A 24,134-nucleotide genomic window follows, 5' to 3' on the forward strand; every position below is an offset into this window, starting at 1 on the left:
CTTTTCCTCCTCGTACGTCAAAGCACAGGTGAGACTTCGCTCATCATGCTATTCAGCCATTCCTTCAGCTCTTTGGCTGAGGAATATGTTAGTGTTTGATCGAGTTCCATCAATCGTTGTTTTGCTGTATAGGATGCTGATGCCGTTAAATCTTTTTTAGGGGCATCACGTACTATTGACAGCACACCATTCTCTATTTTAACAAAACCGAGTTCAAAAAACACCTTTGTCATAAAAATCATTGTATCTTTTGTCCAGCCTCTATGTTTCGCAAGCTCCATTCCTTGTTCCTTGAGAGGGAAACTTCCTCGTTTTAACAAGAATCCATAAAACCATTTGAATTGATCACGGCTAGGGAAAGAGGACATGAAATGATCTTCTTTTCTTTGGAAAACTGTATACACTCTAGCTGGCTTTTGATTTTCTAACAGCTGCCTTAGCAACTGTTCATCTGCAGGGACATCTGCAAAGACGACATACTTGCCTTCAACATCGAGTGTTGAAACATTTTCTGCATGGACATGATGAATCGGGATGCTGACTTCCTCTTTTGTTTCTTCGTCAAAACAGACCACCACATATTTTTCGGGGTCAAGCGTGGAGATTGTCTTTTCCCAATCCTTTTTGCCGCGCAAATCAAACAGCTGCCATTCATCTACTCGGGCATCTTTTAGCATGAGCTGTGGTTTCTTCCGGTTATTCCATTCATTGATGGACATTTCACCAATGACGGAAATCCGGCTACCTGTGACAATTTCTTCTTTCAATTGACCTTGATGAAAACCGACACAGTCAAGCAGTTTGTCTTCATCTTTCAGAGACATTTTGATATGATTTTGATTTGCTCCAATGGTTCGGATTTCTTCAAGTCTCGCATCTTCAATCATGATGAACGGCTTTGGATTCTGCATGCCAAATGGTGACAGCATCCCCACTTCTTCAATCGCTTCAACCGTCAATTCGTCTACCTTGCATACAGCATCGACCCGCTGAATCGGAATAAAGTCTTCCTCTGTCAACGTTTCATTCGCATATTGATTTAATCTTTCCCTTAGTAAAGGGACATCATCCGCTCGAAGTGTCATGCCCGCAGCCATCGGGTGCCCGCCGAAATGCGGCAGAATGTCGCGGCATTTGCTTAAATGGAAAAATAGATCGAAGCCGGGAATACTCCGTGCTGAACCTTTTGCCATTTGCGTCTCTTCATCTATTCCAAGCACAATTGCCGGACGAGAAAATGTATCCGTCAATTTAGAGGCAACAATTCCAACAACACCCGGATTCCAGCCAGCTTTCGCTACAACAATGGCAGACTGGTCATCACCTGTCTCTTCCACCATTTGAATGGCTTCTTCTGTGATCGTACTCACAATTTTTTGACGTTCTTTATTCAGTTCTTGTACAAAACGAGCGAGTTCTTCTGCTTCATCCTTCTCCTCTGTCATGAGAAGATGAACAGCTGGATCTGCCTGTTCAATTCGTCCTACAGCATTCAGCCTTGGCGCAATTTGAAAGCCGACCGTTTCCTCATTTGCTTCTTCAAGAGTAGCACCTGCTTCTTTCAATAACGCCTTCAGTCCCGGTCTATTCGACTGCCGAAGCTGCATAAGCCCTTTTTTAGCGAGCCATCTATTCTCATCATGAAGCGGCACAAGATCCGCTATTGTCCCAATTGCCGCAAGATCTAACAGCTGAGCTGGCAGCTTACCAAGAAGAGCATGAGCCACTTTAAATGCTACGCCTACACCGGCAAGTTCTTTAAAGGGATACTCACAGCCTGGCTGCTTAGGATGGACAATCGCAAGTGCTTCAGGCAGCTCTTCGCTTGGTTCATGGTGATCTGTAATGATCAAGTCTAACCCTATTTCTTTTGCAATACGCGCTTCATTTACAGCTGCAATGCCTGTATCGACGGTGATGACAAGCGATGCGCCTTGCTCTTTGATATATCGAAAAGCCTGTTCATTAGGCCCGTAGCCTTCTTTAAATCGATCTGGAATATAAAAGTCTACTTTCGCAGACAACTCTTTTAATGTATGTAAAAGCACAGACGTACTTGTCACACCATCCGCATCATAGTCTCCGAAGATCACAATCGATTCCTGCTGTTCGATTGCTTTGTTGATGCGCTCTACTGCTTCTTTCATTCCTTTTAATAGAAATGGATCATGAAATTCAGCTTTTTGATCAAATAAAAAAGACCTCGCTTCTTCTACTTCTTCGAGTCCTCTTTTTACAAGAAGCGATGCAGTCAGCGCTGAAATATTCAGATTTTCAGAGAGTGATTTCACTTTTTCTTCGCTTGGATGTTCATATTCCCAGCGCATTTTGGATAATAACATAAATTCACCCCTCAACCACACTATTATACTAGAGTGGCCTGAGGGGTTTCAATTTTTATTTTATGAAATTGTGCTGAAAGATTATTTTTCCTTCCGATCAAATGATGCTGGCTGTTCTTTTAAAGGCGTCACATTCGGTTTCTTTTGAACGTCTTTGTCGATCTTTTTATTCGAAACAGCAGGTGCAGGTGCGGCTGCACGCTCAGCTTTTAAAGCCTTTAGTTCACGTTTTAGTTTCACAATTTGGAAAATCCCTGCAAAAGCCACAATGAGTCCGCCCATGAGCACAGAACCAATAATGACAAGGATGAGCGGCCATTCAGCCGATCCAAATAAGTAGTCAACTTGCACTGGCCGCACATTGATTACGGCAAATACTGAGACAATTAATACGAAAATAAATGCGAGTATGATGGTCCATTGTTGTTTGTTCATCTACATATCCCCCAAGCTTTTTCTTTTATTCTTCCCTTTTCATTGTCCTTTTTAAACCCAGAAAGAAAAAGCGGAAGAAAATCTATCAGCATGGGCATGAATTAGCTGCTGAGTTTTTCTTTAATGAGGTTCTTTATTTCTTGTCTTTCTCCAGAAATAACAAGGGTATCCCCTTCTTCAATGACCGTTTCAGGTCCTGGATTTAACATTTTCTCATGTGATTTCCTCACGATAGCGATGACTGTTACTTGATAGTTTTGGCGGACATTGAGGTCTCCGATGGTTTGCTGAATAGCTGGTGCATTCTTTTCAATCTTAAACCATTCAATCATCAGTTCATCAATGGCTACTTCAACAGTTTCAAGCGCTTTCGGCTTATATACCATGCCGCCTAAGATTGCTGCAATTTGTCTTGCTTCTTCATCGTTTAGCAAGATACCAGAAATAGATTCTTCATGATCGTCCTCTTGAAAATGATACATTTCTCTCCTGCCGTCATCGTGTGTAATGATGGCTAGCTTTTCATTATTTCTTGTGATCATTTCGACTTTGTGACCGATACCTGGCAGTTCAGTTTCCCGAACCTTCATAACAGCCCCTCCAATGAATAAAGCCAAATGCCTCAAACGGACACTTGCTTTCTATACTGATCTAAACGTATGTCATTATAGCAAAAGACTATTTCAAGATCAATGATACCCGAAATGTTTTTTCGAATCGACTTATTCTCGGGAAATCTATTGAAAAAAGACTGCCAAAAAGGCAGCCTTTCTCAATTAAATATCTTGCTCAGTATCAATCTTCGCCGGCTTTTTCAGCTCACGGCCTTTCCACATGAGCCAAATTTGCGCTGCGATATATAGAGATGAGTACACCCCTGTTAACAGACCGACAAGTAAGGCGAGGGAGAAGTTTGTAATCGATGCCGATCCGAAGATAAGCAGTGCGATCACAACAATTACGACAGTGAGTACCGTATTGATAGATCGTGTAAAGGTTTGCTGTAAACTCAAGTTAACGATGTAAGATAGATCTTCTACCGTTTTTGGTTTACGTTTCTTCATTTGCTCACGAACCCTATCGAACGTCACGATCGTGTCATTGATCGAATACCCGATCACCGTGAGGATCGCCGCAATGAAGGTCACATCTACCTCTAATCGTGTGATACTAAAGAATGCCACAATGAAAAATGCATCATATAAAAGGGAGGCAATCGCTGCAATGGCCATTTTATATTCAAAACGAATGGAAACATAAATAATGATCCCAATCGAAGCAATGATGATGGCATATATAGCATTACGTGCAAGTTCTTTTCCGACAGTAGGAGACACCGTGCTGACATTCGGTTCTGTTCCATACTTATCTTTAAAGTAATCTTTCACTTCTGCAATTTTTTCTTTATTTGGCACACCAACAAATCGTGCCGCTGCTTGATTTTCTTTTTGGCCAGATAACACAACACTATCTGTATCCAGATCTAATTTTTGAAAGTCTTGCTCGATTTGAGCAGTTGACAGCTTGTGGTCACTTTGAATGTCTACTCTTGTACCACTTGCAAAGTCAATACCCGCATTGAGTTTGAAAATCGAAAGGACGATAATCCCCGCAATGGTAATGGCTACTGAGAAAATCATGAAACCTTTTCGCTTGCTGACAAAATCCCATTTATCAAATAGTGTTTTTGGTTCCGTATTTTCTGTTGTTTCATGAATATCGATGATGTCTTTTTGACGAACACCAAACCAGCCTTTCTTGCGATCAAGCGCTCGGCTTTCCACAAGCAGACCAAGAAGGAATCTTGATAGGAATACAGCTGTAATAAAGCTTGTTAAAATGGAAAGGATCAGCATCGTCGCAAACCCTTTTACAGAACTTGTCCCGAAGAAGAAAAGGACGCCCCCTGCAATAATACTCGTTAAGTTTGCATCAAAGATGGTCGCAAATGATCGGCGGTTCCCTGACCTGAAAGCAGAGCGGACAGATTTACCGAGCTTAAGCTCCTCTTTGATTCGTTCATATGTGATGATGTTGGCATCAACCGCCATCCCTACTCCAAGAATCAGTGCCGCAATTCCAGGAAGTGTCAGAACAGCCCCCATCCAGTCAAACACCTGTAAGGTAATATAGATATACGTTGATAACGTAATGACAGCAATAAGACCAGGTATTCGGTAATAAAAAAGCATGAATAAGAAAATGAGGGCAATTCCCACAATCCCTGCAAAGACAGTTTCATTTAATGCCTGTTCACCGAATTGCGCACTCACTGATGTGGAGTACTTTTCAGTTAATTTCACTGGCAATGCCCCAGCATTTAAAATACTTGCAAGGTCTTTTGCCTCTTGGACAGTAAATTTCCCTTCAATTTGCACGTCACTGCTGTTAATTTCTTGATTCACATTCGGCGCAGAGACATACTTGTGGTTTGATTTTGAGACTTCTTTTTTGAAGGAATCTCCTTTGTGGTAATCAAGCCAAATGACAAGCTGGTTATTCGGCGCCATCGCCGCTACTTTTCTTGTGACGTCACCAAATTTTTTCGCATCCTTTAGTTTAACCGTCACAATTGGCTCATTCGTTTGACTGAATGTTTGTTTTGCACTGTTTTCGACTAGGTCAGCCCCGTTTAGGAGTTCTTTATCATTCGTATCTCTGAAGGATAGCTGTGCTTCAGTGGAAAGTATCTCCCTAGCTCTGTTTTGATCTTTTACCCCCGCAAGCTGCACACGGATACGATTGTTGCCTTCAATCGAGATGTTCGGCTCACTTACACCTAGCACATTGGCTCTTCGGTTTAAAGCCTCCACCGTACTGACGAGGACACTATTTGTAATCTTGTCCTCTTTTTTCACTGGATGTACATCATACAGGACTTCAAATCCACCCTGTAAATCCAGCCCTAGCGTCATATCTTTCGCAACAGGCTTTGTTAGTAAGCCTACGCCAGTTCCGATTAACAGAACCACTAAGAAAAACGCAAGAATGCGCCCTTTTTTCATTATGTATTTCCTCCTTAAACACCTGAATCCATTAAGATGGCTTATTTCAACAGTTCATCTAGCATATTCTTGCCATCTTCACTGTCCAAAAAAGCAGACGTTTTAAACGACTGAACGGTTGCATAGTTCATAAATTCGCCAATTTTCACAGATAAAATATCTGCAACCATTTCATGAATCGGATACTCTTGTTTTTTCTTCCACTTCTTATTCTCTAAGTATGACCATAATTCCTCTAAATCTACATCTTTATAGCCCAAAACGATGAATTCTTCAAGCTTACTGAACAGAAAAGGCTTTAAATGGTCTTTGTAAATTGCAGCCGGATGTTGTGTCAATGGGATGCTCCCCCTTTTCAGTTTTTATCGAGAGACTTGTCATGCTTGGACGATATACACGCATATCTTATTGTATATGATTCTATGTCGTTTGAGAAGGCAGGTGATCTTTGATTTGACGAAGCAAACGTTTTTAAAAGGCACGATTATTTTAATTTTAGCAGGTTTTATCACGAGAATATTGGGTTTTGTCAATCGAATTGTGATTGCAAGGTTCATTGGCGAAGAAGGAGTCGGGCTTTATATGATGGCTGCTCCTACCTTTTTTCTCGCTGTGACACTGACACAATTCGGACTGCCTGTCGCTATTAGCAAGCTTGTCGCAGAAGCAGAAGCCCGTGGAGACAAACAGAAAACAAAACGAATTCTTGTCATGTCTCTTGCGATAACAGGGACACTCAGTTTGATATTCACGCCGCTCTTTTTATGGTTTGCACCCATCATGGCAGAAAATATGCTGACAGATCCTAGAACAGTCTATCCACTGCTTGCCATTACGCCCGTTGTCCCAGTCATCGCCATTTCTAGTGTGCTGAGAGGATATTTTCAAGGCAGACAGCAAATGAGCCCGCTTGCCATTTCTCAAGTGCTGGAACAGGTTGCAAGAATTTCTCTAGTAGCCGTATGTACAACCGCTTTCCTTCCTTATGGAATTGAATATGCGGCAGCAGGAGCGATGATTTCATCTGTCATTGGAGAGATGATTTCACTTGCTTATTTACTGATTGCCTTTCGTTATAAAAAGACCATTCGTATTCGAAAACGATTTTTCAAGGCGATTCATGACGGTAAGGACACGTTTAAGCAGCTGATGAGTATTGCCCTGCCAACAACAGGCAGCCGATTTATCGGCAATATTTCGTGGTTTTTAGAGCCGATAGTTGTCGCGCAGAGTCTTGCCATTGCTGGATATGCGGCTGTTGAGGCGACAAGACAGTACGGGGAATTGACTGGTCTTGCGCTGACTCTTTTGACACTGCCAAGCTTCATTACGTATTCACTCTCCACGGCATTAGTCCCGGCGATCAGTGAAGGAATGGAGCAGAACAAACGCAAAACGGTCGAATACCGGCTGAAGCAGGCAATGCGTCTTTGTCTACTCAGCGGAGGTATTTCCTGTATTATTCTTTTCGTTTACGCAGAAGATTTAACGCTCTTTATGTATGGTTCATCGCATGCGGCTATTTATGTGAAATTCATGGCACCATTTTTTCTTCTATATTATTTTCAAGGGCCGCTTCAAGCCGTCTTGCAAGCACTCAATTTGGCTGGTGCGGCGATGACGAATAGTCTGATAGGTGCTGTTGTGAAAACAGGAATGATTTTTGTTCTTGCTTCACAGCCGGGCTTTGGCATTATGGGGGCAGCACTTGCGATATTAATCGGCATCGTCCTTGTCACGCTGCTTCATGCGGCAACTGTCGGTAAAGTACTGCCTATTCATTTACCAATGAAGGAATATGGGATATGTGTTCTTGTGATCATCGGCACTGGGGTGGTGAGCCTTTGGCTGAAATCTCAAATGAACGGATTCTTTTCTGCCCCGATTGAGCTAGTCATGCTGATTTTTGTGACGTGCGCGCTGTATGTCATTCTCTTAATCTGTCTTGGTCTAGTGAAGAAAGAAGAGCTGCGCCGCATCCCGTTTATTGGGAAGCTGCTCTAGCTCATCTTTTTTTGATCACTTCATCTTTCAAATCAATATAAAAAGTCTTTTGATTAAAGCTGCAGTACGAAATCTGCTCTATATCATGATAGCCCCTTTTGGTCAGCTCATCTTTCAACCATTGTTCATTTTGATTAATTTGCTTCAGGTGATCATGCTGCACAACCCCATCTGCAATAAGTGGCAGCTCAAGCGCAGCATGTGTGCGCTTGTTTTCTTTTTCAACGACGGCGAGCTTTCCAGATGGCTCTAAAATGGCGTAAGAGACATCCTGAATGCTATCGATGTTGTTTTCTCTTAATTGTATGAGCAGGTCATCAAAATTGTATCGCTGTTTTCTCATCGCACCTTCGTCGATTTTCCCATTGATGATGAGCAGGACCGGTTTGCCATCAAGAAAGCGCCGGACACCTTGGAATTTCAATGAGAGGTAGGCAAGTGTAATTTGAATGAAGGTTAACAGCAGAATCGGCCATACCGTATGTAACATATGATCCTCGACTTCTTCTATAGCGAGAACCGCAATTTCTGCGATCATCATAAAAATGACAAGATCTAAAATGCTCAATTCGCCAATTTCTCTCTTGCCCATTAACCGAAAAATAAACCATATAAGAAAATATAAAATGATTGTTCTCATGGAGATAATCCAGATATCCTGCATGTGATGTAAACCCTCCTTCTCTCACATAGCTTGTGTCAAAACCCTTTATTTATGTAGAAAAGAAAGCCTCTGCTTTTATCGTGAGAAACATGTCTATTTTTTCTTCGCGTTGAATACATTTTAGTAAAAGACAAGCTTCGGTCAATTGGAGAGGAGACGAATCACATGCAGGAAACGAAACAAATTGGAAAAGGGATTTTATCCGGCTTAATGGCCATTTTTATCGTCATGATTGTCACAAGCTTACTTGTATCGCTCATGCTTACCTTCACAAGTATGCAGGAATCATCGTTTAAATGGATGATTATGATTTTGTCCTTTGTGGCACTTTTATTAGGAGGGATCATTTCTGGAGGAAAAGCAAAGGAGCGCGGCTGGCTCATTGGTGCGATCACTTCGCTGATCTTTTCTCTCACTGTATTTTTGTTTCAATATTTAGGGTTTGGAGCAACCTTTTCACCAGAGCAGTTCATCTATCATGGGGCATTTTTAGGAATTTGTATGCTCGGCGGGATGATTGGTGTCAATCTTCGAGGCAAATAAAAAAAGAGCGGATCTATATCGCTCTTTTTTTTATGGCTATGTATCGGAGGATTAGCCTTTGTCAGCTAATTCTCTAATAGCACGACGATCGAAAGTTAAACGGTTGTTCTCGCTAGTTTTGATGACCACTTTTGATTCATCAATGTAGTCGATTTCACCGTGTAAACCACCGATTGTGACGATTTTATCGCCTTTTGATAAAGATTGCTGCATCTGACGCACAGCTTTTTGTTGCTTTTGCTGTGGACGGATTAATAAGAAGTAAAGCACAGCAAACATGACAACAATCATAATGATTGAACCCATACCACCATCCATTCTATTTCACCCCTTTCTAATGCATTGTAAAGCCTTTTCGTTTATGCGTTAAAAGTTTTTCGCATTCGGTTCGTTAAAGCCGTAACGCTCAAAAAACTCTTCTTTAAAATCACCTAAACGATCCTCACGGATAGCTTCTCTCACTTGCTCCATTAATTTTAACAGAAAATGAAGATTATGATAAGTTGTTAATCGAATTCCGAACGTTTCATTTGTTTTGATTAAATGTCTAATATAAGCACGTGTGTAGTTTTTACATGTGTAACAGTCACAATTTTCATCGATTGGTCTGAAATCACGCTCATATTTTGCATTTTTCACAACAAGACGTCCTTCGCTTGTCATGAGCGTACCGTTTCTGGCAATTCGCGTTGGCAGCACGCAGTCAAACATATCTACACCGCGAATGGCACCGTCAATTAAGGAATCTGGCGAGCCGACACCCATTAAGTACCTTGGTTTGTCTGCTGGTAACAATGGCGTTGTGAACTCAAGTACACGGTTCATCACATCTTTTGGTTCCCCAACAGATAAGCCACCGATGGCGTAGCCTGGGAAATCAAGTGACACGAGATCTTTTGCACTTTGTTTACGAAGCTCTTCGTATTCTCCGCCTTGGATGATTCCAAACAGCCCTTGATCCTCTGGACGCTGATGCGCTTCTAGACAGCGTTCTGCCCATCTGCTTGTCCGCTCTACTGAACGTTTCATGTAATCGTATTCTGCTGGATATGGCGGGCATTCATCAAATGCCATCATAATATCAGAGCCAAGCGCATTTTGGATGTCCATAGCCTTCTCAGGAGAAAGGAACAGCTTATCTCCATTTAAGTGATTACGGAAGTGGACGCCTTCTTCTTCAATTTTTCTAAACTCACTCAAAGAGAATACTTGGAATCCGCCTGAATCGGTTAAAATCGCTCGATCCCAGTTCATAAATTTGTGCAGACCGCCTGCTTCTTTCACAATGTCATGCCCCGGGCGGAGCCATAGGTGGTACGTATTGCTTAAGATGATCCCTGCTTCCATTGCCTTTAATTCTTCAGGTGCCATCGTTTTGACTGTAGCCAGTGTACCTACCGGCATAAATACAGGTGTGTCAAAGGAGCCGTGCGGTGTATGAACGCGCCCCAGTCTTGCACCTGTTTGTTTGCATGATTTAATGAACTCATAACGTATCGGTAATTGCGACAAAATGAGCCCTCCTGTCTTTGTTGTATGATGTTATTGAATCAGCATGGCATCGCCAAAACTGAAGAATCGGTATTCCTCTTTTACAGCCTCATTGTACGCCTTTAAGACATGCTCTCGCCCAGCTAATGCGCTGACAAGCATGATTAACGAGGATTTGGGCAGATGGAAATTCGTGATCATGCCATCAATTGCCTCGAATGTATAGCCTGGGTAAATAAAGATTGACGTCCAGCCGCTTGACGCTTTGAATTCGCCATCATGCGCACTTGCAATGGTTTCTAGCGTTCTCGTTGACGTTGTCCCCACTGAAATAATTCGCCCGCCTTCCCTGCGAACGCGATTAAGCTCTGCCGCTGTTTCTTCATTCATTTCGTAAAATTCCGCGTGCATTTCGTGTTCTTCAATACGATCTGCACTGACCGGACGAAAAGTACCAAGCCCCACGTGCAGTGTAATGAATGCGATGTGCACTCCCTTTGCTTTCAGCGCATCCAGCAGCTCGTTTGTAAAGTGAAGACCAGCAGTTGGAGCAGCAGCGGAGCCGACTTCTTTCGAATACACGGTTTGATAGCGTTCACGATCGTCAAGCTGTTCTTTAATATAAGGAGGCAGCGGCATTTCACCAAGGGATTCAAGTACTTCATAAAAAATGCCGGTATACTGAAACTCAACTTTTCTTCCGCCATGTTCTAATTCTTCTGTACATACTGCTTGAAGCCGTCCATCACCAAATGTGATCACTGTTCCTTTTTTCACCCGTTTGGCTGGTTTTACAAGTGTTTCCCATTTGTCGCCTTCCTCTTGTTTTAAGAGAAGCAGTTCAACTTTTGCACCTGTATCCTCTTTCATTCCAAACAACCGTGCCGGCAGAACGCGTGTATTATTTAAAACGAGACAATCACCCGTTTGAAAATAATCGGTGATTTGTGAGAAAGTATCGTGTGTCATCTCACCCGTTTGTTTGTTTAAGACCATCAGTCTTGATGCGTCTCGTTTTTCAAGCGGTACTTGTGCGATCAATCTTTCTGGTAAATCAAAATCAAATAGTTCTAACTTCATTTCCTTCACCTATTCTGTAGTTAACTAGTTAACGTTATTTCATCCGTCCAAAGATATTCAGTAATATCGTGAGCACGATGCTAATGACAATGCATGTGATCACAGGGAAAAAGAACGTCACATTTCCTTTTTTCACAAAAATATCACCTGGAAGCTTACCAACCAATTGAAATACTAATCCTGCGGCAAAAAGGACACTACCTAAAATCATCAATATTTTAGGGAATTCAGTCACGAATCGGAACCTCCATTTGAAAATGTTCATACGCTTCTCTTGTGACGACCCGTCCTCTTGGTGTTCTTTGCAGGAAACCAATTTGCAGTAAATACGGTTCGTACACATCCTCAATCGTATGTGATTCTTCTCCTATTGTCGCTGAGATTGTATCAAGCCCAACAGGACCGCCTCTAAATTTTTCGATCATACTTAAAAGCAGCTTGTGATCGATATGATCAAGACCAAGCTTATCGACTTGAAGGCGCTCAAGGGCATCTTCCGCAATGTCCTCGGTAATCGCATGATTCCCAAGCACCTGCGCAAAATCTCTTACTCTTCTGAGCAGACGATTGGCAACCCTCGGCGTACCGCGGGAACGTCTTGCGATCTCTTCGGCTGAGCGAAGATCGATCCCAATCTCGAACAGCTCGGCTGTTCTTGAGACAATGTGAGCCAAATCTCTTTGCTCATAGTATTCCAATCTTGCATGTACCCCAAACCTGTCACGAAGCGGCGCTGTTAAAAGCCCGACACGGGTCGTGGCTCCTACAAGTGTAAATGGCGGTAAATCAAGCCGTACAGAGCGCGCTGTATCTCCTTTGCCAATGACGATATCTAAACAAAAATCCTCCATTGCCGGATAAAGCACTTCCTCAATTGAGCGCTGTAAGCGATGAATTTCATCTATAAACAACACATCGCCTGGCTCAAGAGACGTTAAAATCGCCGCCAAATCACCAGGACGTTCAATTGCTGGTCCAGATGTCGTACGCAGCTGAACATTCATTTCATTGGCAATAATCGACGCAAGCGTTGTTTTCCCAAGTCCGGGCGGTCCGTATAAAAGGACGTGATCGAGCGTTTCCTGCCTCATACGGGCAGCTTCAATAAACACGCTGAGGTTATCCTTTACTTTTTGCTGACCGATATATTGGCTAAGTGTCTGAGGCCGCAGACTTTGCTCAATGGCTGATTCATGGTTGTCTGCTTCAGTTGAGACGAGCCGTTCATCCATGAGACATCACCCTATTTCAACATTTTTTGTAAAGCTTTTTTCACATATTGATCGGTTGTGAGATTCTTTTCTTCTTTTAACAATGGAAGAACCTTTTTAATTTCACGATCACCGTATCCGAGAACAGTTAAGGCTTCAAGCGCTTCGTCTAATGCCGTTTGCTGCGTTTCGACCTGAATATGGTCCTCGTGATTAAATAGATTGCCAATCATTTCCGGAACGACATCAGCTAGCTTTCCTTTTAGATCGAGAATGATTTGGCGAGCTGTCTTTTTGCCAACGCCAGGGAACTTAATCAGGAACGCTTCATCTTCACGTTCTATCGCTGAAATGACAGCGCCAGGATCACCGGAAGCAAGAATCGCTAGAGCCCCCTTCGGCCCAATCCCTGTGACATTTAACAGTTTTGTGAACAGCGCTTTTTCTTCTCGTGTTTGAAATCCATATAACGAAAAAGCGTCTTCCTTTATGTAATGATACGTATAAATCGTTTCTTGTTTATTGATTTGATAGATAAACGGGTTTGGGCTATAGACTTGATATCCTACTCCGCCGTTTTCTATGACAACATATTGCGGGCACACATAATCAATGGTCCCTTTTACAAACTCTATCACCGTTTTCACCTCTTTGACTGTTCTTCATTGTAACATAAATCGAGAAGAAAACCGCAATAAAAGTTAACATACGTTCGCTCAATCCATTTTTACGATGACACCACGAAAAACAGCTTGCGGCCTTCACACCAGCAAGCTGTTATACGCTTAAAACGATATTTCATTTCGGTAAGGCTTCATGACTTCAAGCACATGCTCAAATTCATCCTTTGTTCGAAAAGGAATGCCTTGCTCAAGCTGCTCCTCCACATGACTTTCTAAACGGGACGTATCAATTTGAAAAAAGAGATGAATGGGCTCCGCCCAGCCGTCAGGCCTTCCATGAAACGTAGAAATGACACCGTCCTCTGATAATCCGATATATCCATTTGCTTTGCTTAATGGAGAGATATCATCAATTTGCTTTCTAAAAAGCGCAAAATCCTCTTTCTGTTCTACTAGCGTCCAGCCTTTATACTGCGACCAGAATGTGTCTTTGTCTTCTAATGATGCACGGTGTCTTTCAATACTCACATCTCCGTCTAGATAGACTTTTTCAAGCTGCACGGTGATCGAGTTTGACTGCTTTTGCAAGTGTTCTTTTCCTTCCATATCCGCAGCGAAAAAAAGCACACTTGTCATGATAAGTCCTGTAACGAAACATTTCATCTTCACTTTCACTATTTACACCTCTTTAAAACATGAGATCGATGCATGACATATGTAGTTTGACCCATTTTTCTAAACATTAACCAAATGGATGACATGAATATATGGGAAGAGTCTTTCGTTGTATCCTTCATTCGTAAATGGTATGTTTTATACAATCCATTGCTTTATCGAATGCTCGGTTTTTTCATCATTCGTTTTTCAGCCGCATAAACTGAAACCAAAGAAGGTGAAGTCAATGTCAGAAGTCAAAAAATTAGCCGAATCGATTCAGTATCATGAGGATAAACGTCTTCATAAGCTTGCCTTTAAACCGGCAGAGCTTGAGCTGTGCGGCAAAGGAAGAAGTGCCTATGTCTTTTCATACAAAAAAAACGGCAAGACAATGGCTTTAAAAGTCTTTTTCCCTTCTTATCAGCATATTGCCCGCAAAGAAGCCGCTATTTATGAAAAACTCTCTGGTTCATCTTACTACCCTGAGATTTATGAATCTGGGGATCAGTATATTTTAATGGAATATATTAAAGGATATACATTCTATGAATGCCTCACAAAAGGGATTCCTATTAAAAAACAAATGATTGAACAAGTCGATGATGCGCTAGAAGAAGCACGCGAGAAAGGATTGAATCCTTCTGATATCCACCTAAGGAATCTAATCTTAACGAAGGAAGGACAGGTCAGGGTCATCGACGTTGCCCGTTTCACACAAACAAAAGCATGCCATCAATGGGATGACTTAAAAGCCGCTTACGCTTATTATCAAAAACCTTTCTTCCCGAAAAAAGCACCGCGTCTATGGCTTGAAGTGATTGCTTATTTATATAAAAAAAACTGGCTGTCCCGCGGTCAGCTTAATAATCGGAATGATTTTTCTGCATAATGAAAGCCGCTCTTACCGAGCGGCTTTTCTGTGTCAATCTGTTTCAACATGGATGCTATTCACATTTAATAAGTTAATGATTTCATTATTCAGCTTAAACCAATGATTGGCTTCTTCAATTTTCTTATACACATCATAGGTAGCTGGACGTTTTAGCTCGAAATCAAGCACTTCCCCATTGTTCATATGAAATGTTACCTTAAATACTTTCATCATAAGATCACCTTCCACTCTCTCTTGTTAGCTGGCCGAATAGATCGGCTCTTTTCATTCATTCTCTACTTAACTCGTTTCCCCTCCTTCTTTCCTTTCAAACACAAGAAGTTTAAATTTTGTTTAAATTCAAACAACATCTCTATCCCTCTTCTTTGCAAAGAAATATATTGTTTTAAAAGGAGGTTTTCTTTATGAAACGGAAAAAGAAACGAACATCTCCAGAAAAACAAACAGTCTTGTTTCATTTAACAGATGCCCTCATTCCGAGTCTGGACATGATAGGGGCTGCATTAAAGGCATTTTTCCACCTCTTAAGAAAAGCCTTTTCCGCGATCTGATAAAACCCCGCACAACATGCGTGCGAGGTTCTTTTTTAGGATGAATATATTTGACTTCCTTGACTGATAAACTCCTTCGCCTTCTTCTCCATCTCTTTTTTCACTTCTTCTGATTGATTGCGAATATCTTGGGAAATTTTCATGCTGCAAAACTTCGGTCCGCACATCGAGCAAAAATGGGCAGTCTTAGCGCCTTCAGCAGGCAATGTTTCATCATGGAACGCCATCGCTCTTTCTGGATCAAGTGACAGGTTGAATTGGTCCCGCCATCTAAATTCAAATCTTGCTTTCGATAAAGCATCATCGCGCTTTTGAGCAGCAGGATGTCCTTTTGCTAGATCAGCAGCATGTGCAGCAATTTTATAGGCGATCACACCTTCTCTTACATCTTCTTTGTTCGGCAGCCCTAAATGCTCTTTTGGCGTCACATAGCATAGCATCGCTGTTCCATACCAGCCGATCATAGCTGCGCCGATGGCAGATGTAATATGATCATATCCCGGAGCAATATCTGTTGTAAGAGGCCCTAATGTATAAAATGGTGCCTCTTTGCAAATCTCCATTTGCTTGTCCACATTTTCTTTGATTTTATCCATCGGAACATGTCCAGGTCCTTCAATCATCACCTGAACATCATGTTTCCAAGCGATCTCTGTCAATTCACCTAACGTTTCCAGCTCTGCAAACTGCGCTTCATCATTGGCATCAGCTATTGATCCTGGTCTAAGCCCATCTCCAAGTGAAAAGGCAATATCATACGTTTTCATAATCTCACAAATATCTTCGAAGTGGGTATAAAGGAAATTCTCTTGATGATGAGCAAGACACCACCTTGCCATAATGGCACCGCCTCTTGAAACAATACCAGTCACTCGATCGACTGTCAGCGGAATATACCTTAAACGCACACCCGCATGAATCGTGAAGTAGTCTACTCCTTGCTCTGCTTGTTCAATTAACGTGTCTCTGTACACGTCCCACGTCAAATCTTCTGCCACGCCATTCACTTTTTCAAGCGCCTGATAAATGGGAACAGTTCCTACTGGGACCGGGCAATTCCGTATGATCCATTCCCTCGTTGTATGAATGTCCTTTCCTGTAGACAGATCCATCATGGTGTCTGCACCCCATCTGATCGCCCATGTCATTTTTTCAACTTCCTCATCAATGGATGATGTCACAGCTGAATTGCCAATGTTCGCATTGATTTTGACATGAAAATGCCTTCCGATAATCATCGGTTCACTTTCAGGATGGTTAATATTCGCTGGAATGACGGCTCTTCCGCTCGCTACTTCCTCTCTCACGAACTCAGGGCTTAACTCTTCTCTTAACGCGATGAACTCCATTTCAGGCGTTACAATACCTTTTTTTGCATAATGCATTTGCGTTACACAGGCACCTTTTTTTGCGCGAAGCGGCTCATGATGAAAATCAGTATGAACATGTTGATGAGACGCTTTCTCTTTGGAGCGATATCCGTTATCTTCAGGTTTTACATGACGTCCTTCATACCTTTCTATATCCCCTCTTTCTTCGATCCATGCTGCTCTCAGACGGTTAAGCCCCTTTGTCACATCGATATGGGCACGCTCATCGGTGTAAGGTCCACTTGTATCGTACACACGAATCGGTTCATTTTGAATGTTTCCCGCCTGCGTCACGGTTTGCGTGAGGGCAATTTCTCTTTTTGGCACTAAAATGTCAGGTCTTGACCCTTTCTCATACACCTTTCGGCTGCCATCAAAGCTTGATAATAACGATTGAGTTGTTGGAGTATTTTCCTTTTCTTTCATTTGCTGTTCTCTCCTTCTCTTCTTGTCACCGGACAGGATGGAATCAGCACCAGCAAAAAACCAGGCTCTATGAAAAGAACCTGGTTTCGTCGTTAGAAATAAACATGAATGTCATCCATAAATGACACATGTATCATCTTCAACTTCCCCACGCTGGTACGAGCCAGATCAGGTCCAAAGGGTTAAGAAGCTTATACTTCTCTCTCAGCCCAGCCGCGGGCACCCCTAGTCACATTTATTTATTTCCACAACAGTGTAGCATAGAGATGCCATGAAAAAAAGAAGTTTTAGGAAAATAGTTCCTTTCCACTACAAAAGAGATACAGCGAGTTTAATATACACCCTTATATACATCATCCATCCCAAACGTTTAAATAAAAACTGAAATAATCATTGATCCTTTTCTCCTATTATGTATAATTAATCTAAACGGAGAATTTTTATACAAACTTTTTTAAAGGAAGTTCTAGTCGATTGCAAACATTTCTCACATTTATCGTCATAGGATTCTCAATTGCTCTGCCAGTTGGAGCGATCACGGTTGAAATGACAAAACAGGGATTAAAAAACGGCTTCTTTCATGGTTTAACTGTAGGAGCAGGCGGCATGACCATCGATCTCCTGCTTATTTTGGCTTTATATGCTGGATTTGCTCAGTTTTTATCACTGCCATTTGTCCAAATCCCGCTCTGGCTGATCGGAGCTATCTTCTTAATGATTCTCGCATACGATTCCATTAAGCATGCGGATCAAGACATCCATTTAGCTGGCGAAAAAGTCAATAAATCTTTCGCAAAAACGTACAGAAACGGCTTGCTTGTTGCGGTTTCTCCTGGAAACCTTGTGTTCTGGGTTTCTGTATTCGGAGCTGTACTGGCAGATGCATATACAAAAACAGATTCATCTGAATTTATGCTGGCATCAGGCGGTATTTTGGCAGGGATTCTCCTTCATGACATCGGTCTTCTCACCCTTGTATCCTTAACAAGAAAAGTGATGAATCGAACGATGATCAAATGGACATCCATTATTGCTGGTATTTTATTACTTGGGTTTGGCTGTTATTTCTTTTACGAATTTTATATAGGCATTAAGGTATATTTTTAAGAAAAGGCTAAAGTTCTTGAGGAACTTTAGCCTTTTTTATTCTCTAACCTATCGAGTCATGCCTGTTTGACCTGTTTCAAATTGTGTTCTTCTCATATCTCTAAAGCGTGTGAAAGCCCCCTCGTCTTTAATGACTTGGACAGCTCTTCCATCCGCATAACGAGTCGCTGCTTCTTCCACTTGTGATACGCCCTCTGATGTCAGACGTCCATCTGATTTAATGGCAATATACACGTTTTCATCTGTTACCATCACCTGTGAGTCTGCAACGTGGTTCATTTTATTGACGCGGTTGGCAATTTTTCTTGAACGCTGCACGTTCTCTTGTTTATCGTAGCCAGAGAACGACATTTGGTTATGATAGTTCATATCTCCATGACTGTAGCGTCCATCTCCACCTGCGAGAGGCGTTCGATCATCTGCTTGAGGACGGGTGCGATAATCAACATTCGTTGTATTCCCACCGTTCATTCCCTCCATGAGTTCAGAAACTGGCCCTTGATGATCTTGGTGATTGTCATCCGCTCGGTTATTCGAATGATATCCGACTGGCTGACCTGATTGATTATGACGTGTATCTACACCTGCATTGTCATTTGTACCACATGCCGTTAACCCAATAGGAAGAAGCACTAATGCGATCGTTTTTTGCCATTTTTGTCTCAAACGAAAAACCCCCTGTACAAATTCAATCTCATGAGCGCGAAACAGGCTCTGTTTTAGCATGTACAGTTTGGGGAAAAATCAAGCTGTCAGTTATAAACAAAAAAAGGAACGATTGAGATCGCTCCTTCTGTTATTACTCTTCTTCGTCTTCCTCTGGTCTTGCAAAAACAGATTGACCTGGATATGGCTGCATATAAGGCTGAGCTGGATAAGCTCCCATTTGGCCATAAGGTACAGGATTCGGGTAATGTCCTGGCCACGGCTGATGCTGCTTCATGCCATCATCACATCCGCAGTCTTCCTTGCCATAAGCTTCATTTGAAACATTTGGATAAAAGCCTTGATTCACGTTCGCATTGACGTTGGCATTGGCATTGGCATTTGGATGCATATGGTGGTGCCAGTGATGCCCGTCGTTTGCATGATGTTCATAATGTTCTCCGTAATAAGCTGGCGCTTGATACGCAGGATAATACGGCTGCGCTGGGTACGGATATGGCATCATGTGATGGTGATAATATGGCTGGACAGGATAGCAAAGACCTGACCCTGGTAAAATTGGCGATGCTGGCACCATTTGCTGCGGATATGGATACATTGCCGGCATGTAATGCCCATGACCATAATAAGGATCATATGCGTCATGATGCTGGTGATGGTGATGATGTTCCTTATTCTCAGCCATTCCCCCTACCGCTGCGCCTCCTACATTCGGCATTTGCGGGAAATTAGGAAGGTTTGGGTAATTGCTGTGCTCCATATCTTTTCCCTCCTCCTTTTGATGCGGAATATGAATAAACGGATCATATCCCTTTGCCACTTCATCTTTTAAATGACCTTTATTTTCATGATGGAAATGGTCCTTGTTATCTTGATAGCCCTTATTTTCATGATGGAAATGGTCCTTGTTATCTTTATGCTCCTTATTTCCATCATGAACATGATCTTTATGATCCTTTTTGTCATGAACATGATCTTTCTTTTCATGAACGTGATCTTTTTTCTCATGATGTTCTTTTTTGGGAGGAGGCGTAAATGGCTGGTAGAGATTGGTCTGATAATAGTTCACATCGACTTGCGGAAAAACTGGATGCTCGATCTTTGGCACTGGCGGTACATAAGGTACAGGTTCGTTTGGCTTTTCTTTCGGCTTCGTATCTTGCACTTGCACGACATCTTTTGGCTTTTCTTTTACATACGGATGTTCTTTCGGCTTTGGCATTTCTTTTGCTTTGTGATGATCTGTTTTTACAGGAACACCACTTGATGGAATCTTGATCTTCATACCCGGCATGATCAAATCTGGGTTACTGAGCTGTGAATTTAGTTTTTTCAATTCTTGAAAGTCGACTCCATATTTCTTTGAAATTTTCCAAAGGGAGTCTCCTTTTTGCACAATATGAATTTTCAACGTTTTCCCCTCCTATGCAAAACGTGAACGTAACGGTTATGTCAGAAGTACAATATGTTTCACCATAAATTTATGCCTATTTACAAGCCGATATGATAAAAACTTGTTTTCTGATAGGAGGGGCTGATTTATTATTTAATAGCGAGCATTTTATTCAGTGCAAGTAAAGCGTCTTTTGTTGTGTCTTCATTGACTTGAATCAAACCGACCGGATCACCTTTCTCTATGCTTTCTAGTGACCATAACAAATGAGGGAGATCGATCCGATTCATCGTCAAACATGGACACATATCCGGATTGAGGGATTCAATTTGTTTATCTGGATGCTGATCTATGATCCGCTTGACCAAATTCATCTCTGTTCCAATCGCCCATTTGCTTCCTGCTGGTGCTTCCTTGATCGTATCAATAATAAATTTCGTTGAACCTGCAAGATCAGAAGCCCTGACGACCTCATGGGTGCACTCTGGATGGACAAGGATTTGAATGTCGCGGTCTCTTTTTCTCGTTTCTTCAATATTCCGCAACGTAAATTTCTCATGGACAGAGCAGTGGCCTTTCCATAAAATCATCTTGATGCGGGAAAGCGGCTGATCGGTGATAAGCCTTTCTTCTATTTGATCCCAGACAGCCATTTCTTCAAGTGAAATGCCTAAATCAAAGGCCGTATTACGCCCCAAATGCTGATCAGGGAGAAACAGAATCCGCTCTTTTTGTGTGAGCGCCCACTCCAGCATTTTCTTAGCGTTTGATGATGTCACAGTTGCTCCGCCATGCTTGCCAACAAATGCTTTAATATCAGCTGTTGAGTTGACATACGTAAGTGGAAGGATCGTCTCCCCAAACAGATCAGTCAGCTGCTCCCATGCTCTATCCGTTTGTTTCATGTTCGCCATATCTGCCATTGAACAGCCAGCTCTCATATCTGGCAAAAGAACCTTTTGATTTTTTTTTGACAGCATATCTGCTGTTTCAGCCATGAAGTGAACACCGCAGAACACAATGTACTCCGCTTCCTGATTGTCTGCAGCTATTTGTGCGAGCTGCAATGAATCTCCTGTTGCATCAGCAAATTGGATTACTTCATCCTTTTGATAATGATGCCCTGGTATAAAAAGCTTTGATCCAAAGGCACGTTTAATGTCTACCACACGCTGCTCCATCTCATCAACTGACCGGTGTTTATATTCTTCTGGCATCATCGCTGCATGTTGATTCGCGAGTACATCAAGCAGTGACATGAGTGGTTCCCCCTTTATGACTGAATTCCATATTCATACTAAAATCAAATGCTGGGGCAGAATGTGTCAGAAAACCGAGCGAAATAAGGTCGACACCTGTCCCTCTGTAACTTGGCAATGTCTCTAGCGTGATGCCTCCTGAAGCCTCAGTCAGAATTGTCTCCGGCGTCATTTGTTTAAAACGTTTTACTTCGTCCGGAGAGCAGTTGTCAAACATGATGACATCGGCTTTTGCATCAATGGCTTCCTTTAGCTGCATTTCTGATTCAATTTCTACTTCAATTTTCACCATATGACCGGCATATGCTCTTGCTTTCTCTACAGCTTCACGAATAGAGCCGCATGCGGCAATATGATTATCTTTGATCATCACCCCATCTGATAAGCCAAAGCGATGATTCTTTCCCCCACCTGTTTTCACAGCGTATTTCTCTAACATACGCAAGCCGGGCGTCGTTTTTCTCGTATCACAAATTGTAATCGACGGGTCCGCTAATCGCTCCACTGCTTCATGTGTTAAAGTGGCGATACCTGTCATGCGCTGCAAGACATTTAAAATGACCCGTTCTCCTTTTAATAAGTCGCTGACTGGTCCCTTTATTTTCGCCAGCACTTCCCCTGAATGAATCCAATCACCTTCTTCAAAAAACAACTCAGCCTCAATCTGTTCATTCAGCAGGCGGTACCCTATGTCAATGACTTGAGAACCAGCCAATACACCCGATTGTTTTGCGATGATATAGGCTGTTCCTTTCTTTTCTCCAAAAATGCCATCAGCTGACACATCTCCAAAACCAATATCTTCTGCGAAAAAATGAGTCAGCATTTGCTTTAACTGTAAACGTTCCATTTAGCACCGATCCTTTCATTTTTCATCATGTGAATGTGACCTTTTTCATGGACAATTTGCACACCCCGCCATAATGCATCATTCCGATTTGGACAATCCATTCGATAATGACCACCTCTGCTTTCTGTACGAAGTAATGCAGACTTCACAAGACAAATCGCTAATGTCCATTGATTGCTTAATTCGATCTGCTCACTTGTGATATCCTTCACATTCATTTGCTGATAAGGGACTTGCTGTAATGTTTGCAGTAAGGTCTTCAGCCCTTTTTCGTCTCTTACAATTGCGGCATATGTCGTCATCCATTGTCTCAACTGATCCTCTGAAATCGCTGGCACAGGCCATATTTCTTGAATTGAGAAAGAGGGGATTGTTTTTTTCTGTTTAGGTACTTGTTCAATTCTCCGTGCCGCTTTGTTTCCTAAAACGAGACCTTCCAAGAGAGAATTACTCGCCAATCGGTTCGCTCCGTGTAAGCCTGTACAGGCCGCTTCTCCGATAGCAAAAAGAGATGGAACCGTCGTTTCTCCATATTCATTCACGCAGATTCCGCCCATTAAAAAATGCATACCAGGGGAAACTGGGAGCCTGCCGCTTGCTATATCGACACCTGCCCGCTCACACATTGCAGCAATTGCTGGAAAACGAACTGAGAAATGTGCAATTTCGCTGATATTGAGATACAGCTCATGACCTAATTGCTGCTCATGAAAAATAGCTCTAGAGACGATATCTCTAGGCGCTAAATCAGCTTGTGGGTGAATGCCTTTCATGATTCTCCTGCCTGTTTCATCTTCTAAATAGGCTCCCTCTCCTCGGACTGCCTCTGAAACGAGACCGACTGCTTTTCCAGCGATCGTCAAGAGGGTAGGATGAAATTGAACAAATTCGAGATCAGCTAATTGTGCACCGGCTCGATAAGCCATCATCAGTCCGTCTCCTGTTACAGAAGAGTCATTTGTGTTTGTTTCATATAGGGAGCCGCAGCCGCCTGTCGATAAGACAACGGCATCTGCGGTCATGGTATGTACGTGACCTTTCTCATCTCTCCATACCACACCTATGCAGGTTCCTTCATGAACGAGTAGATCAATGACATGGTGATATTCATATAAATGAATATGTGAACCAAGCTGATTTTTCAAATAATGAACGAGGGTTTTGCCTGTTTGATCTCCTCCTGCATGCAAAATGCGATGAGTCGCATGTGCCCCCTCTTTACCTAATTGCGGCACGCCCGTCTCCGTTTGATCAAATGGACAGCCTTCTTCTACGAGCTGCTCCACCATATGCTTTCCAAGACTGACGATCTCTTGTACCGCCATCTCATCATTGTGATCACAGCCGGCAGCTAATGTGTCTTGTACATGCTGATGAACAGAATCTTGTGCTGAAAAGGCAGCAGCGATCCCCCCTTGTGCAAGCATGGAATTGCTAGAGGAAAATTGTTTTTTTGTCATCATGATGACTTCGCAGCTTGCTGAAATGGTTTTTGCAAAGGAAAGTGCTGCAATACCTGATCCCACCACAATGATTTTTTTAATTGATGACACCATTGCCCCTCC

25 protein-coding genes and 1 riboswitch are annotated in these 24,134 nt (G+C 42.3%); of the genes, 5 read left to right on the forward strand and 20 right to left on the reverse strand.

Going from position 1 to position 24,134, the window contains the following annotated elements:
* Positions 1–17 precede the first annotated feature (17 nt).
* The 5 genes from recJ to MHI16_RS12485 form a co-directional block, all read right to left on the reverse strand.
* Entirely contained in the window at positions 18–2,342 is a 2,325-nt protein-coding gene (recJ, locus tag MHI16_RS12465) for a single-stranded-DNA-specific exonuclease RecJ (RefSeq protein ID WP_058014560.1), read from the reverse strand.
* 81 nt (positions 2,343–2,423) lie between these two features.
* Positions 2,424–2,777, reverse strand: a complete 354-nt coding sequence (locus MHI16_RS12470) for a lipopolysaccharide assembly LapA domain-containing protein (RefSeq protein ID WP_058014559.1) — start codon at positions 2,775–2,777, stop codon at positions 2,424–2,426.
* 101 nt (positions 2,778–2,878) lie between these two features.
* A complete protein-coding gene (locus MHI16_RS12475; RefSeq protein ID WP_058014558.1) occupies positions 2,879–3,367 on the reverse strand; it encodes a cation:proton antiporter regulatory subunit in 489 nt (162 codons plus the stop codon).
* Positions 3,368–3,553: 186 nt separating this feature from the next.
* Positions 3,554–5,782 carry a protein translocase subunit SecDF gene (gene secDF, locus MHI16_RS12480; protein WP_058014557.1) on the reverse strand — a complete coding sequence of 743 codons (2,229 nt, stop codon included), beginning with the start codon at positions 5,780–5,782 and terminating at the stop codon, positions 3,554–3,556.
* Between the two features lie 41 nt (positions 5,783–5,823).
* Positions 5,824–6,120, reverse strand: coding sequence for a post-transcriptional regulator (locus MHI16_RS12485; RefSeq protein ID WP_003216788.1), 297 nt, complete (start codon positions 6,118–6,120; stop codon positions 5,824–5,826).
* Between the two features lie 115 nt (positions 6,121–6,235).
* Between MHI16_RS12485 and spoVB the strand changes: the two genes are divergently transcribed.
* A complete protein-coding gene (spoVB, locus tag MHI16_RS12490; RefSeq protein WP_058014556.1) occupies positions 6,236–7,786 on the forward strand; it encodes a stage V sporulation protein B in 1,551 nt (516 codons plus the stop codon).
* Position 7,787: 1 nt separating this feature from the next.
* On the opposite strand, the gene MHI16_RS12495 is transcribed toward spoVB, so the two are convergent.
* Complete coding sequence (locus MHI16_RS12495; RefSeq protein ID WP_058014555.1) at positions 7,788–8,450, reverse strand: DUF421 domain-containing protein; 663 nt, start codon at positions 8,448–8,450, stop codon at positions 7,788–7,790.
* A 165-nt stretch (positions 8,451–8,615) separates the two neighbouring features.
* Between MHI16_RS12495 and MHI16_RS12500 the strand changes: the two genes are divergently transcribed.
* Positions 8,616–8,993: a TIGR04086 family membrane protein gene (locus tag MHI16_RS12500; protein WP_058014554.1), complete on the forward strand. Its 378-nt coding sequence runs from the start codon at positions 8,616–8,618 to the stop codon at positions 8,991–8,993.
* 51 nt (positions 8,994–9,044) lie between these two features.
* Here MHI16_RS12500 and yajC read toward each other — a convergent pair whose 3' ends face one another.
* From yajC to MHI16_RS12535, 7 genes are all read right to left on the reverse strand, one after another.
* Positions 9,045–9,311: a preprotein translocase subunit YajC gene (yajC, locus tag MHI16_RS12505; protein WP_003216659.1), complete on the reverse strand. Its 267-nt coding sequence runs from the start codon at positions 9,309–9,311 to the stop codon at positions 9,045–9,047.
* A 48-nt stretch (positions 9,312–9,359) separates the two neighbouring features.
* Entirely contained in the window at positions 9,360–10,505 is a 1,146-nt protein-coding gene (gene tgt, locus MHI16_RS12510; protein WP_003216540.1) for a tRNA guanosine(34) transglycosylase Tgt, read from the reverse strand.
* 30 nt (positions 10,506–10,535) lie between these two features.
* A complete protein-coding gene (gene queA / locus MHI16_RS12515; RefSeq protein WP_058014553.1) occupies positions 10,536–11,564 on the reverse strand; it encodes a tRNA preQ1(34) S-adenosylmethionine ribosyltransferase-isomerase QueA in 1,029 nt (342 codons plus the stop codon).
* A gap of 34 nt (positions 11,565–11,598) precedes the next feature.
* Positions 11,599–11,799 carry a DUF2905 domain-containing protein gene (locus MHI16_RS12520; RefSeq protein WP_058014552.1) on the reverse strand — a complete coding sequence of 67 codons (201 nt, stop codon included), beginning with the start codon at positions 11,797–11,799 and terminating at the stop codon, positions 11,599–11,601.
* Entirely contained in the window at positions 11,792–12,796 is a 1,005-nt protein-coding gene (gene ruvB / locus MHI16_RS12525) for a Holliday junction branch migration DNA helicase RuvB (RefSeq protein WP_050943663.1), read from the reverse strand. The genes MHI16_RS12520 and ruvB overlap by 8 nt, the downstream gene beginning before the upstream one ends.
* 11 nt (positions 12,797–12,807) lie before the next feature.
* A complete protein-coding gene (gene ruvA / locus MHI16_RS12530) occupies positions 12,808–13,413 on the reverse strand; it encodes a Holliday junction branch migration protein RuvA (protein ID WP_058014551.1) in 606 nt (201 codons plus the stop codon).
* A 147-nt stretch (positions 13,414–13,560) separates the two neighbouring features.
* Positions 13,561–14,061, reverse strand: a complete 501-nt coding sequence (locus MHI16_RS12535) for an intercompartmental signaling factor BofC (protein ID WP_176372696.1) — start codon at positions 14,059–14,061, stop codon at positions 13,561–13,563.
* 238 nt (positions 14,062–14,299) lie between these two features.
* Between MHI16_RS12535 and MHI16_RS12540 the strand changes: the two genes are divergently transcribed.
* On the forward strand, positions 14,300–14,944 hold the full coding sequence (locus tag MHI16_RS12540) for a serine/threonine protein kinase (protein ID WP_058014550.1): 645 nt from the start codon (positions 14,300–14,302) through the stop codon (positions 14,942–14,944).
* A 33-nt stretch (positions 14,945–14,977) separates the two neighbouring features.
* On the opposite strand, the gene MHI16_RS12545 is transcribed toward MHI16_RS12540, so the two are convergent.
* Positions 14,978–15,157: a hypothetical protein gene (locus MHI16_RS12545; RefSeq protein WP_034620653.1), complete on the reverse strand. Its 180-nt coding sequence runs from the start codon at positions 15,155–15,157 to the stop codon at positions 14,978–14,980.
* 194 nt (positions 15,158–15,351) lie between these two features.
* Between MHI16_RS12545 and MHI16_RS12550 the strand changes: the two genes are divergently transcribed.
* The gene (locus MHI16_RS12550) at positions 15,352–15,498 is read left to right on the forward strand and encodes a hypothetical protein (protein WP_167550609.1); all 147 of its coding nucleotides are present in this window, start codon (positions 15,352–15,354) and stop codon (positions 15,496–15,498) included.
* 35 nt (positions 15,499–15,533) lie between these two features.
* Here the strand turns inward: MHI16_RS12550 and thiC are convergent, their stop codons facing one another.
* The gene (gene thiC / locus MHI16_RS12555; protein ID WP_058014549.1) at positions 15,534–17,294 is read right to left on the reverse strand and encodes a phosphomethylpyrimidine synthase ThiC; all 1,761 of its coding nucleotides are present in this window, start codon (positions 17,292–17,294) and stop codon (positions 15,534–15,536) included.
* A 128-nt stretch (positions 17,295–17,422) separates the two neighbouring features.
* Positions 17,423–17,531: riboswitch (TPP riboswitch) on the reverse strand.
* Positions 17,532–17,768: 237 nt separating this feature from the next.
* On the opposite strand from thiC, the gene MHI16_RS12560 reads away from it, so the two are divergent.
* On the forward strand, positions 17,769–18,401 hold the full coding sequence (locus MHI16_RS12560) for a LysE family transporter (RefSeq protein ID WP_044140013.1): 633 nt from the start codon (positions 17,769–17,771) through the stop codon (positions 18,399–18,401).
* Positions 18,402–18,449: 48 nt separating this feature from the next.
* On the opposite strand, the gene MHI16_RS12565 is transcribed toward MHI16_RS12560, so the two are convergent.
* From MHI16_RS12565 to nadB, 5 genes are all read right to left on the reverse strand, one after another.
* Positions 18,450–19,067 (reverse strand): YhcN/YlaJ family sporulation lipoprotein, encoded by a 618-nt coding sequence (locus tag MHI16_RS12565; protein ID WP_058014548.1) that lies wholly within the window; start codon positions 19,065–19,067, stop codon positions 18,450–18,452.
* A 133-nt stretch (positions 19,068–19,200) separates the two neighbouring features.
* A complete protein-coding gene (safA, locus tag MHI16_RS12570; RefSeq protein ID WP_058014547.1) occupies positions 19,201–20,478 on the reverse strand; it encodes a SafA/ExsA family spore coat assembly protein in 1,278 nt (425 codons plus the stop codon).
* Between the two features lie 131 nt (positions 20,479–20,609).
* A complete protein-coding gene (gene nadA, locus MHI16_RS12575; protein ID WP_058014546.1) occupies positions 20,610–21,719 on the reverse strand; it encodes a quinolinate synthase NadA in 1,110 nt (369 codons plus the stop codon).
* Positions 21,706–22,569, reverse strand: a complete 864-nt coding sequence (gene nadC / locus MHI16_RS12580; protein WP_058014545.1) for a carboxylating nicotinate-nucleotide diphosphorylase — start codon at positions 22,567–22,569, stop codon at positions 21,706–21,708. The genes nadA and nadC overlap by 14 nt, the downstream gene beginning before the upstream one ends.
* Positions 22,551–24,125 (reverse strand): L-aspartate oxidase, encoded by a 1,575-nt coding sequence (nadB, locus tag MHI16_RS12585; protein WP_268466276.1) that lies wholly within the window; start codon positions 24,123–24,125, stop codon positions 22,551–22,553. The genes nadC and nadB overlap by 19 nt, the downstream gene beginning before the upstream one ends.
* Positions 24,126–24,134: the final 9 nt, after the last annotated feature.

Origin of the sequence: Bacillus sp. FSL K6-0923, from assembly GCF_038630825.1 — a bacterium.
In the GTDB taxonomy this organism is placed as follows: domain Bacteria; phylum Bacillota; class Bacilli; order Bacillales; family Bacillaceae; genus Bacillus; species Bacillus pumilus.